The organism is Fulvivirga imtechensis AK7 (assembly GCF_000331535.1).
Lineage (GTDB): Bacteria > Bacteroidota > Bacteroidia > Cytophagales > Cyclobacteriaceae > Fulvivirga > Fulvivirga imtechensis.
In genome coordinates, this window is sequence record NZ_AMZN01000006.1 from 179416 (window position 1) to 192207 (window position 12792).

Consider the following 12792-nt stretch of genomic DNA (forward strand, 5'->3'; position numbering starts at 1 on the left):
CAGTCCCATACTGTTGTCGGGATGAGCATTTTGGGACAAGTATAATGCAGACATTGGCGTTTTCTTATAGACACTAATTATTTCTAAACTCCGCCATCCTCATTCTATAAGCATTCATAGCATTGTAGCCAAGCTTCTTGGTATATTTGTGATTGACATACGCACCTGCAATGGCGCCAACTCCGGGGATCAACTGAATAAGCTTGGCAATGTCAATGAAATCACGATATTCCAATTGAAAGGTTCGCCAGTCAAATTGGTGAATATCACCAGGAAGAGATTCTTTTTGCGCCTCCCAGTCGTTCAGTATATTAAATACTGCATTACGATGCTTCTGACTCGAAAAGGTAAGTTGAAAAATGTGTAGAATATAAAGCCTCTCCTTGTAATCCTTCAGATCAACACCATACGCATTGGCGATCTCAAACAACATTTTCATTTTCAAAGTGAGCCATAGAGGAAAATCAGCAAAACCGGAGATAAAGCCCCCATAACCCGTTATAGCACCCTCAGCAGCGGATGAAGAGGAGTAGAAATTGACCTTTTTCAACGCCAATAGCTCTATTTCTTCAATGGAAGCGGGGGGGAGCCGCTTAAGGGTAGTAAAGCCTGCGCCAGACAATACCCCTCGCGTGATTTCTTTGATAGCCCCGGTGATTACCCGGTGCACTTTCTCAGGGATAATGCGATTGATCCTATGTTGAATTCCTTTTGCTGCCCTGTTAAGAAGTGTAGGTTTTTTGCTCATTTTTGCACACCACTGCCTGTGTTCAATATTGATCATTGTGAAGTAGGTGGATTGTTGGTCTATTTTCATAAAACTATCGAATAAAACGTACTTTATAAGAAGTGACAAATTCGCTACCCTCCCTGTACCTACTATCAACGAGAATTTAAAGCTGCGCTGTCACTTCTTGACGATCTTTAATTGCGGTATTGCCGTATTTAACCTCCATTCCAACCGCTCAATACAAATATGAAAAAACAACGACTGTGCCATCGTACCTTTTATGTCAACAGGGTAATAACTTAAGGATTTCCTGATCAGAAACCAATGAATCGTAATTCAAATAAACTGCTGTGGGTAGAGCAACTTAGCAAATGCTATCAAAATAGACAGGCTGTAAAAGACATCTCTTTTTCACTGGACGAAGGAGATATTTTTGCCTTTCTAGGGCCCAACGGAGCAGGGAAAACCACTACACTTCGTCTTTTGCTTGATATCATCAAGGCCGATAGTGGTATCATCAGTTGGAATATTAATGGAAAAAATACCCGATTGCCATCCTCACAAGAGATCGGCTACCTGCCGGAAGAGCGAGGGCTGTACCCTGAACTACCCATTATACGCACTTTAGTCTACATTGCCACGATCAGGGGAATGGATGCTGATGCTGCCAGGAAGGCTGCCATGGAATGGCTCGAAAAGGTAGGCCTGGCGGATAGGGCCGGGGAAAAACTGCAGGCGCTATCCAAAGGAAATCAGCAAAAGATACAGTTTATAGCCTCGATATTGCATAAGCCTGCCTTTGTTATTCTTGATGAGCCATTTTCCGGCCTCGACCCTATTAACCAGGAGCAGTTTATTGAATATATTAAGGAGATCAACAGGCAGGGAACAACCATACTATTAAGCGCTCATCAGATGCCGCTGGTTGAACGGCTGGCGAAAAAGGTCTTTCTTATGAATAGGGGCGAGCAAATATTTCATGGAGAACTGGCCGAAATTTTTAAGACTTATGGACATCAGCACATTCTTAATATCAGCTTTAGCACCGAAGTGCCCGAAGAAAAGCTTCGTATTTTGACAGATATGCAAAGTTTAGTATTTGAAAATAGCTATGAAACAAAAATTACACTTAAGCCAGGCGCCAACCTTGGCCAAACCCTGAGTGAGTTGGGTAAGTTTGAAAATATTACTAATATAAAAAGCCATCAACCGGGTTTGCATGATATATTTCTTCAACTTGTTAAAGAACACCAGCCATGAAATATCTGAAGCAGGTCTTTACAGTGACAGTATGGGAATACCGCAGGTTTTATAAGCCTAAAAATGAATTGGTCGGCATTGTCATTATGCTGATACTATTTAGTTTTTTCTATCTGGGTAGTAAATATGTGATGTCTGATACAGAAAAAAACACTTTAACCCTACTCGAAAATACTGCTCCTGGTCTCGTTGATACGCTTGCAAAGGAATTTGATGTGGAGGTGATTTCCTTAACAGCAAAAGATCAGTTTTTAAAGGAAATTATTGATGAGAAAGAAGGGCTGTTGTTATTGGAAAAAGATACAGGTTATGTGCTTCATTCATGGAAAAAGCCGGCAGCACTGAAGCTGCTGCAAAAAAAGCTAAATAGCTACACCCAAACAAAAGTTGTTGAAGAGTTAGGCATCACAACTAAGCAGTTGGACAAAATTCTCAGTCCTGCGATTGTAGAGCAATTGTATTTTGACGATAGCGGAGCGCGAAGCGTCCTTGTTTACTTCTTCGCAGGGCTGATGATCATGGCAGTACTCGTTAGCTTTGCCTATCAGTTTACCGCAATTACCGGTGAAAAGCAGCTCAAGATCACCGAGCAGATCGTATCAGCTATCAAACCTCAGGCATGGATGGATGGAAAAATACTGGGAATTACGCTTACAGGTCTTTCTTCAGTAGTAGCTTATTCCATTATCAGCTCATTGGGAGGAATGCTCTATTTCCAGTTTACAGACAGGCCTGTGAGCAATATTATTGAAATCCTACACCTGCCTTCTATTCTCATATTCCTGGCTTTTACCATGGTGGGGATTATGATGTGGAATGCCATGATGGCAGCCATTGCATCGGTAATCACCGACCCGAACAACTCGGGAAAGAGCTCATTGATGCTGGTTCCGCTAATTTTTGTAGTAGCTTCTCTGCTAGTAAGCCCCGATCATAGGGCAGGTGTGTTCCTCTCCTGGTTTCCTTTAACTTCGGCTACTGCTATGCCCATGCGCTGGGTAGTGTCAGTGGTAGATTGGTGGGAACTAGCAGGATCTTTTGCCGTACTCGTGATCACATTCTACCTTTTTAGAAAACTTGCGGCTAAAATTTTTCATGTATCGATCCTTATCAGTGGCAAAGAGCCCACCTGGAAAGAGGTATGGAAGCTTGCGAGGGAGGGATAAGTGTGCTTAAAAAAGCACGCTGAGGCGACTGTAAACTTCAAAGCCTATCTTTTTAATGTTTTCCGGGGATGTGTTCCGTCCCTTTAATTTCCACTACGTTTACCATTTGTTTACCATCGAAATTAGCTTTTGCATAACGATAGACCCACTTTCGTAAAAACGAAAATGTATTATTATGAAAAGAAATCTTTTACTACAGGAACTAAGAAAAAGGGTGCGATTGCTGTTTTTGGCCGTGCCGCTCTTCTTCAACTATTCTTTTTTATTATCATCACCTGGCAGCCAAAATGTGGCCATCGGCAATAAGTATTACACGGAGACCTCTCCACTATCTGCCAGCATAACACCTGAAGATATCAGGGTTTGCAAGAATGATGTGAGCAATGGCGTGTTGCTGACTGCCATAGCCTCCGGTGGGGATGGTATGTACTCCTATAAATGGCAAAAGTTGCAAAAGGATGGCACATGGCTAAACCTGGATGCAACAACAACTTCGTATATAGCCACCTCTAACGGGAGGTATCGTTGCGTGATTAAATGCTGTAATAAAGAGTCAGTAGTGAAGCCTGAGGCACGTGTGAGGTATTTCGCACCGCTGGCCGCAACTGCATCACCTGAGCAGCAGACGCTATGTACACCTGGAGAAGGAAAAACCTTTCAGGCCACTGCTACCGGTGGTGACGGCAATTATACTTACCAGTGGCAGGTACGTGGACAAAATGCTGATGGCACGTATAGCTGGAGCAACATACCAGGGGCTGATTCATCTTCTTTTTATACGGATCAGGTCAACAGATACAGGTGCAAAATCATGAGTTGTGGGGAGAAGGTAAAAACAAACCGGGTGGAATTAAAAGAATATGTTCCCCTTTCAATCACGACACAACCCAAATCAGACACTGTTTGCTATGGCGAATCTGCTACGTTTAGCATTGTTGTGGCAGGAGGAGATAGCTACAATTCATATTATTGGGAAATATACTATCCTTTTAATGATTCATGGATATTTGATAGCGTGAACGGATCAGCAGGTACGCCAAACTATACCCCAAAAAAACCTGGTAAGTTCAGATGCAAGATCATCAATAGAAATTGTAACGAAACAATTATCTCCGATGAGGTGGAGTTTGTTGTGGCTGCCATGTGGTTTCATGATATTGAAGATGCAGTAGCTTGTCCTGAACGTGAAGCTGTGCTTGTTGCAAGAGCATATAGAGGCTGGCCCCCTTTTCACTATCAATGGCGGAAAGATAACGGAACTGTTTTGGAAGATATCGTGGGAGCCACTGACAGCACCTTTTCCACTAGTATCCCCGGCACATACTATTGCTTTATACAAGACAATTGTAGAGGGTTTAATTTAGGTCCGGCTACTGTTACTTATGAACCTGTCTGCAATAGTACAATCACAACTGCTCAAATGACTAACGAACCCACCTTGAAAACATACCCTAATCCAACACAGGGTGAAGTTACCATTGATGTGTCTGAATTTGAAAATGAGCAGATACAATCTGTAGAGTTAATTGATGGTCATGGAGATGTAATAGACATGTGGACCTTTTCCGGTCATAATGCAATGGAGCAACTTAATTTAGCCGGATGCAAGGAGGGAACGCTCTACCTGAAGGTCATCACCTCTAAAAGAATAATACGCCAAAGACTTGTTAAAACGAACAGGTAGAATTTGCGATTCAGCCCCGGGATCATTGATCCCGGGGCTGAATCGCAATGCTCCTAATAAGGACTGATTTCGATAAAAGAATTGTCATGCCGACTTTGGAAGCATCTTGTTAAGATACAGTTTATCAACGTTTCTGAATAAGATCTCTCTTCCCTGGAATGACATTCTACATTTAATAGCATTGGGTGGTGAATCTCATTGTATCTTTAGTAATGACCCTATTTTTGTTCAATAGATTTCGCATATGCAAGCAAGCGGATCAAAGCAACTGCGTTCCCAAGCTTCCACTGCATGGCAGCTACTATACTGTGTACAGCAACAAGCTCTCTGTTCACTAACCTTCCATTTGAGTGGAATTCATCGATGTGCTTCCTGGCTGCAGCATATCCAATCTTCCCATAAACATTTAAAATTTCTACGGCATTCTCTTCAGTAGTTTTTTCTCGTTTTTTTGGTACATATCCCATTTGTTCAATCATTTGCCCGGCTACTTTCCAGGTCGACCAGGGATTTTGGCCTGTCACAAGGCTTCCGTCCTGAACGACATTTTCCAGGTACATACTACCCCTGTCAAAGCGCGCGCCTTTTTCCACTAACTTATCTTGCAGTAGAAAAGGGAAGATATCGGGTGCATCGGGGATTAAGAACAGCTCTTCTTCATTAGTGAAACCGCTGATCTTTCTATTTGCCACCAGGTGTTGACCTCCATTCAACGTAACATTTATCAATGCGGCAGGTCCATGGCAAACAGCTCCGATCACTTTACCGGAATCGTAGTATTGACGTACCAGCGACTGAATATATTTATTATCAGGGAAGTCAAACATAGTGCCTTTGCCACCTACAAAATATACGGCTTGATAGTCATCCGGTGTCACATCCTTTATAGCAATAGTATGATCAACCTTGATTTGGGCGATAGTGTCATTCAAAAAAGCATAATCGTAGACACCCATATCCTCATCGTCAATCACTACAGGAGGCTTACCGCCCAGCGGACTGGCTATATCTACTTCAAAGCCATTGGCCATAAATACGTAATACGCACGTGATAATTCCGTCAGTTCGTAACCTGTAGGTTTGCCGTTGTCGCCCATCACACCGCAGCTTGTTACGACAGCCAGTATTTTACCTCTGACAGGTATTGAGTCAGCCGTCAGATAGCTTAGATCTGTGGGAGCAGCTTTTGATATATCTATTTCTGTTGTTTCCGAAGGTTTGATCAGGCTCATAAACCAGAATCCAAAAGCAACTGTAGAAATAATCAATGTGGCAAAAATGATTAACGACCATTTAATAAGAGTTTTTTTCCTTGACATAGTTTTTATTGTTTTTTGGACAAACAAGCAGCTATGTCACAGAAAAGTCTTCCAAAATGATCATTTCGTAAGAGTAAAAGATCATTTTGGAAGAGTCCCTTGTAAAAACATCCTAACCACCAGTCCCCGGACCTGTTCCGGAGCCCTTTGGAGTAGGGAGATGACCGATGTGATACTCCGCCAAAAGCAATGAAAATCCGAAGAACAGGATTTTTTTCTTTGCCATACTATTGCTTGGGTTTGCCGAGACTACTTTTCAGTGAGCACTTTGCTGAAGGGTCCCGGAACAGGTCCCATAGCCGTTAACTTAAGCATCCCGGTAGGGATGCAATATTGGTAGCCCGGGGTGAAGCCCCGGGATAGGATTAGATTTTTTTATGCGCCACATTCAAGCTTGGGAAGATGAGAAGGCTATTTTGGCGCATCCATGCTTACTAAGGTAAATGCTTCGAACTCATTCCTGCCATGTGTGCCAAGGAAGCCTGTGTTCCATGGTTGGGCCTTCCTATGGCACACTCAACTTCTCGTTTAAACCCGGGGCTTCACCCCGGGCTACAAAGATTTACCCCCTCTGGGGGCTCGTTATTCTCTTAAGTTAACGGCTATGGGAACAGGTCCGGGAGCTGGTGCTATAGAGCGGTTAGTGGCTATTTTTATGTCGTATTGTCGATCCTAAATCAATCTACCGATAATACCAGCAACTCAACTCTCCGGTTTAGCGCCCGGTTTTCAGCAGAAGTATTAGGCATCAGCGGCTTTGCTTCTCCGTAGCCCCGCGCTCGCAGGCGTGCTTCTGAGATACTGTGGCTGACCAGGTAGTTAACTACGCTCTGAGCTCTTTTCTTAGAGAGTTCCAGATTGAAATTATCGTTCCCAATATCATCTGTATGAGCTTCTATTTCAATGGCTATGTTCTCGTTGTCCTTTAAAAGGTCAATTACACGATTGAGTGTAAAATAAGACGTAGAATCAAGCTCTGCAGAGTTGACTGGAAAATTAATATTGTTAAGTGCCAGGTGAGAGCCAACCTCCACTTTCCTGGTCTGAAGTTTAATTTTATAAGCACCGGTTTCATCGTGTTCGCCACTACCGGCAGTAATCATTGTGGAAGAAAATACATACCCCTTATCACTACTCGTTACTACTTCATAGCGGTCTCCCTTGCGGAGATAGACTTCTTCGTTGGAATTCGCAATGATGACCTCATCCTCATCATTATTCTTAAAGTAGATTTTGGTACTACGTTTTTTCCCGGAAGTGATGTCTGTAACTTCTACCATTGTCCGGATCTTTTCATGTTCAATTTCAACTTCATAAGCTCGGGGGTACCACAGTGTTGGGTCAAATGCAAGTTCTTTTTCAACCTGGTAGTATCCCTCAGCATCTATGCTGACATGGTAACCTTCTTTGGAACTCAGTTCAACTGATAAAGGGATGGAAGAAATCAGAAGCGAGTCATTATAAATGACTTTTTTACTGCTCCTGCCCGTAATGGTAACGAAAGCAGACACCGGCTTCTCGAGATCTTTGTCCTTCACTTGTAGCAGCAACCCAAACTGATCTTTCAACTTTATATCCTGATGCACTTCCTGGTATGTCGTTACCGCTGAATAATCAAGTAGTACTTCCTCTATCAGGTGTTGTCCGGTGGTGAATGTAACAACAAACCTGCCACCTGCGGGCAATACCAAACTATACCTGCCATCAGCAGGATTACTTGTCAGGTGTGCTATCACCTGATTAGATTTCACTTCTTTAACCCTTATCGTGGCCTCCATCGGGCCATTGGTTCCGGTTATGATGCCTTGTACAGTGACATTGATATTCTGATGGTATTCCTTAGGAATGTTTACTGCATAAATATCGTTATTACTAAAGAAATACATCTGATCACCAGATGCTGATATACAAGGTGACTGATCGCTGGCTTTAGAATTGATGTATTCGAGCGCCACGGGATCCATCCAGGTGCCGTCATCTTTTAGCTGCGTTTGATACATATCATATTTCCCTTTGCCATTCTCTTTAATGGAGGAAAAGATCAGCGTTCTGTTGTCAGCCATTATTTTCGGATCCCTTTCACAGCCACTATTAATAACAGGTGGTAAAGCTACAGGTTCACCCCATTTTCCCGAGGAGTCTCTATGGGAAACGAATATCGAAAAGCAATGCTCCTTTTCTTTTTTGTTATAGGGGTTGTTTTGGTTAACCCGTATAAAATATAGTGAATTGCCATCTGATGAAATACTTGGGAAACCCTCATAATCATCGGTATTGATCGGTGCACCAATGCTTTCGGGAACGCTCCACTGGTCGCTCTCCATTCTTTTCGAGAAATAGATGTCCTCGGAGGTAGTTACCCCTTCAATAAAGGCTGTATAGTAAAGAAAGTTTCCATCATAGCTAAGGGATGGACCGGCAATGAAATCACATTTCTCATTGATGGAGGTCAAAGGTATGGGCGCGCTCCAGCCATCGTCACTAAGTGTTGACTTATAAAGCTCCCAGGCTGATCCGCGATTCGACTGGAATATCAGTGTTTTTCCATCGGCACTTATAGACGGGGCAAACTCCACGTATTTATCACTGCTTATGGTGTTGATCCGCTCAGACTGTGCCTCAGCCAGTTTAAATATTGCCAATTGGCTAGTAAGAACTAGGAAGACGGTTTTGAATTTTCCAATCATAACCTAAATATTTATTTTATTAATTGCCGATCATTACAAAAGCACCCCAATTGTATGGAGTGTCGTATTTTTCCTTTAACACAAGCTGTGTATCTCTGAAAGCTGCGATCTTATCTTTTCCGCCAAGCCATTGCTTATAAAATTCAACCATCAGTTCTTGTGTAACAGCGTCTTCTACTTTCCATAAACTCATAATCACCGTTTGCGCACCGGCAACAAGAAAAGATCGTTGAAAGCCATACACCCCTTCTCCGTTTTTTACTTTGCCTGTTCCCGTTTCGCATGCTGAAAGCACCACGAGCTCTGTCTTGTCCAGCGCAAGATTCATAGCTTCATATGCTGTCAAAATACCGTCCTCTTCTGACAGAGGTAAATTCTTACCGTTCATTTTTAATAACGCATTAGTTTCTGAATTAGCTAGCAGCAGTCCGGAGAGCATGAGAGGGTTGGTGTTGGGCTCTTCCTGTTTACCGTGGCCAGGCTCAGTTTCGAACTCTGACTTAAAGAAACCATGTGTGGCAATATGTAGAATGGTGGGATTTTTGGTTTTTTTTATCCGAAATTCATCCGCCTGATCGCGCATGTAAATATTACATTGCCACCCATAGGTTGTTAACAGATTGGCGATCTTTTCTACCTCGTCCTTTGTTCCGGGGAGTTCATCAAAGCCTGTAGCGGGCTGCAGTTGCCCCTGAACAATAATACTTCTCTTTCTTGCAATACGGATGTCACCCGATTCCAACTCACCAGCGGTTTGTGAGCGATAACTGGGGTATCCGAATAAACTGGCTGTGAGGGCAGTAGGGGTAGTGCTTTGCTTTTTCTCAGTAAGTTGTTTTAAGCTGCTTATAAGATGAATGGACAACTTATCAATTATGTATTTGTTCTGTCTGTCATTATGAAGCGTATTAAGGTTAATTTTATTAAATACCCCGTCAGGCGAGACATAGAGCGTATGGATTCCATTGAGCCTGGCATCTACCGGCTGCCAGTACTTTTCAAAAGAAGCACTATTATCCACAAAGAAATTGATACAATTGAGATATCGCCTGAATTCACGCCCTTCCAATTCTTCACCATTTTTCCAAAGAATGAGTTCAGGATAATTTCCCATAGGCTTTACCAAAAGACCCGCATAGACTATAGAATCATTTTTTGTATTGAGTTTGAGGCGAATAATTTCCAGTGCAGCCTCACCATCTTTCAGCGTTGATTGGACATCCCTCCATGATGTCTGTGAATGCTCAAAGGTGCCTGCAAATTCCGATGAGGATATGGACAGGCTTTTCTCTAGTAGATTGGCCTGCCTCTCCAGGATTTCCAGCTCATATTGTACCAGACTTTCATCAGAGGAAGCGTAAATTCTGGCCAGCCTGTCTTTAAGCCGTATCCATTGATTAAAGGTCTCTATCAACTCGTAATTGCCACTGTTAAGTATTTGATGCCTGACCTTTGAAGTGGCATTTAAAAGGATTGCTTTTGTCGCTAAGCGGAAATCCAATAGAGCCGCGGTGCCAGCGGGATCGGCAATGGAGCGGTGGATCGCGAAATCAAGATAGGCCTTAACAGGAAGAGCAATCTTCTGATAGAAAGCTGTTTTTTCGTGTTCACTGAGCGCAGGAAATACCTCACTGATTTGATTGAGGTATATATTTTTCATTTCTTCAAAAAAAAGTATGGCGGCATTACTATTTCCTAGCTTCTGATACAGAACAGCCAGGTTATACAGACTGTGGGCATAATCCGGATGTTTTACTCCAAGTTTTAACTTACGTATACCCATCGCTTCTTTCAACAGCGCCAGTGCCTTTTCATCCTGGTCAGTATCCTGGTATATGATGGCAATATTGTTAAGCTTATTGGCGTAGGAGGGGTGTTGTGTGCCATAATGCTTTTTATCGATACTTAGCGCTTCTTCGTATAGTATCAGCGCTTTTTCCAAATGACCCGTTTTATGGTAAACGGCAGCAAGGTTTTGCAGGGATATGGCATACTTCGGATCATCACGTCCGATAGTGGCTTCGTCTATTTCAAGCACTTTTTCCAGTAGCCGTAGTGCCATCGAATAATTTCCTGTAAGCTGGTAAACCGAAGCTAAATTTTGGGCCACATCAGCATAAAAGCGTGTAGTATTATCTGTCGTTTTTAGTAACTCTCTGTAGTTTTTCTCGGCCTCTTTATAGTTGCCTAGTGTGATGTAAAATGTTGATAATGAATTTTGAGCATCAGCCAGCGCTACTGGGTTTTTAGCCTCAGAAAAGGCTTTTATGGCGCTTCTGTAATGTGATTCGCTGGCTCCATAATCTGTGGTGACCTGCTTTATTTTCGCCATCTGAAGGTGGCTTTCTGCTTTTACCACCAGATTGGTATCGTTTACGATGTGATCCATTGCCTCTTCTGCTGCCTTGTAATCTCCCAGGCTCAAATACAGCCGGGATAACATCAAGGCAATACGGGCATGTTTCATTTGCCCGGGAAAATGCTGCTTTAGTGTTGTATGGAGGGATAGGCCTTCATTAAACCGGCCTGTCTGGATGAAGCATTCATAACCCAAAAGTAGAATGGAATTAAATATTTCAGGGTCCGCATCTGTAATTTCTGGATGCCGGAGATATTTGTTCAGCAAATCAATGCCAGGCTGGAATCTGTACAGGTTCATCCAGCGTGACAATATGTCCTTAAAAATGGACGAGGCAACGTTCACGGATAATTGGAAACTGATATCCAGGCACTTTTTGTAGTACTTTTCTGCCTCGGGAAGATCATGAACGAGGCGTGCAATATCTCCTTTTTGCAAGGCCATGTATGCCTGTTCCCTACTAATATCCCGGTAAAGCTTTGCCGCTGCTACATTGGCTTTTTCCCAATACCTGAGAGCTTCCTCAGGCTTTTTCAGCCTGATCTGTTGCTCAGCACCATTAAAGTACAGGGAAAAGGAGGTATTGCTGACAATATTGTTAGTTTCAGCAATCTTAGCGCCTGTTGCAAACGAATGAATAGCCTCCTCGTGTTGTCCTGCTGTCATTTGTTCGAGGCCGGTTTTTAACAACTGATTCAATATTTGTGCATGGTTGCCCACAGAGGCTTCCGTGTAATGTATCGAAGCTTCCTGAGTAAGTTGCGTGAGTATATTTACTGCCTGAGCGTACTCTGGCCAGTCGGTCAGGTTATTATTTTCCAAAGTAGCCCTGAAAGTGCTGAGGGTTTGCATCGCATCACTGGCGCGGCCATTGCTCCATTCTAAATACCCAAGAGTGAAGAGACCGTGAAGGTGATCTTCTCCACCTTCCGGGTACTGCTGCAGCATCGGAAGTGCTGTTTTTAACTTCTTTATGGCGTAGACTTCCCCTCCATCAACCATCGACAAAAGTTGAGCCCAGAATACTTCATTTGCCAGGTATTGATACGAATCTTCTGAATATACGGATTTTTTGATCTCAGCCAGGTGACTGTAGTTTTGAAGTGCCTGCTGAATAGCTCCTGACTTCTCACAAAAAAAGATCTGCTTTTCAAGGGCCTCCATAAAATGATGTGACTCCCGGCCTTCTATTTCCGCAAATAATTCTGCTTCACGGTTACAATATTCGATCGCTCCTTCGAAATGGTTAAGTTGTTGAAGTGTTGCGGTTAGTATCTGGTGAGAGTAAGCCTCTGCTTTTAATCCGTTTTGAGCCGAAAGCGGGAGTGCCTTTTGGGCTTTTTGCAACGCCAGCTCATAAGCTTCCTGTTGAAATGCCTCAACCGCTTCGTTGTATGTAGATTGCCAATTTTGGCTATATAAGGTTTGTGAAGTAAACCCTAGTAGCGAGATGGCTATGGAAACTTTCAGATCAAAGCATAATGATAGCAGTGCTTCCGAAAAAAATCGAAAAGTATAGTTTAAAAAATCAGGTATTCCTGCCTGTTGTATCATTTGCGGGATTAAACGCTTTGGCATAAAATAAGC

At 42.9% G+C, this 12792-nt stretch carries 7 protein-coding genes; 3 read left to right on the forward strand and 4 right to left on the reverse strand.

The features are described from left to right. Positions 1-73: 73 nt before the first annotated feature. Positions 74-817, reverse strand: a complete 744-nt coding sequence (locus C900_RS02580) for an EcsC family protein (RefSeq protein WP_009577999.1) — start codon at positions 815-817, stop codon at positions 74-76. 237 nt (positions 818-1054) lie between these two features. On the opposite strand from C900_RS02580, the gene C900_RS02585 reads away from it, so the two are divergent. From C900_RS02585 to C900_RS02595, 3 genes are all read left to right on the forward strand, one after another. Continuing rightward, the gene (locus tag C900_RS02585; protein ID WP_009578000.1) at positions 1055-1990 is read left to right on the forward strand and encodes an ABC transporter ATP-binding protein; all 936 of its coding nucleotides are present in this window, start codon (positions 1055-1057) and stop codon (positions 1988-1990) included. Next, positions 1987-3156: an ABC transporter permease gene (locus tag C900_RS02590; RefSeq protein WP_009578001.1), complete on the forward strand. Its 1170-nt coding sequence runs from the start codon at positions 1987-1989 to the stop codon at positions 3154-3156. Before C900_RS02585 ends, C900_RS02590 begins: the two co-directional genes overlap by 4 nt. Before the next feature lie 175 nt (positions 3157-3331). Next, positions 3332-4840, forward strand: coding sequence for a T9SS type A sorting domain-containing protein (locus tag C900_RS02595; RefSeq protein WP_009578002.1), 1509 nt, complete (start codon positions 3332-3334; stop codon positions 4838-4840). Positions 4841-5058: 218 nt separating this feature from the next. Here C900_RS02595 and C900_RS02600 read toward each other — a convergent pair whose 3' ends face one another. The 3 genes from C900_RS02600 to C900_RS02610 form a co-directional block, all read right to left on the reverse strand. Beyond that, the gene (locus C900_RS02600) at positions 5059-6159 is read right to left on the reverse strand and encodes a type 1 glutamine amidotransferase domain-containing protein (RefSeq protein ID WP_009578003.1); all 1101 of its coding nucleotides are present in this window, start codon (positions 6157-6159) and stop codon (positions 5059-5061) included. Between the two features lie 677 nt (positions 6160-6836). Then, on the reverse strand, positions 6837-8801 hold the full coding sequence (locus C900_RS28040) for an OmpA family protein (RefSeq protein ID WP_009578005.1): 1965 nt from the start codon (positions 8799-8801) through the stop codon (positions 6837-6839). Positions 8802-8865: 64 nt separating this feature from the next. Continuing rightward, a complete protein-coding gene (locus C900_RS02610; RefSeq protein ID WP_009578006.1) occupies positions 8866-12759 on the reverse strand; it encodes a CHAT domain-containing protein in 3894 nt (1297 codons plus the stop codon). Positions 12760-12792 lie beyond the last annotated feature (33 nt).

What these genes read in the sequence shown, in the direction of transcription:
- C900_RS02580 (WP_009577999.1), bottom strand. Translation starts at nt 817, where the DNA reads ATGAAAATAGACCAACAATCCACCTACTTCACAATGATCAATATTGAA.
- C900_RS02585 (WP_009578000.1), top strand. Translation starts at nt 1,055, where the DNA reads ATGAATCGTAATTCAAATAAACTGCTGTGGGTAGAGCAACTTAGCAAA.
- C900_RS02590 (WP_009578001.1), top strand. Translation starts at nt 1,987, where the DNA reads ATGAAATATCTGAAGCAGGTCTTTACAGTGACAGTATGGGAATACCGC.
- C900_RS02595 (WP_009578002.1), top strand. Translation starts at nt 3,332, where the DNA reads ATGAAAAGAAATCTTTTACTACAGGAACTAAGAAAAAGGGTGCGATTG.
- C900_RS02600 (WP_009578003.1), bottom strand. Translation starts at nt 6,159, where the DNA reads ATGTCAAGGAAAAAAACTCTTATTAAATGGTCGTTAATCATTTTTGCC.
- C900_RS02610 (WP_009578006.1), bottom strand. Translation starts at nt 12,759, where the DNA reads ATGATACAACAGGCAGGAATACCTGATTTTTTAAACTATACTTTTCGA.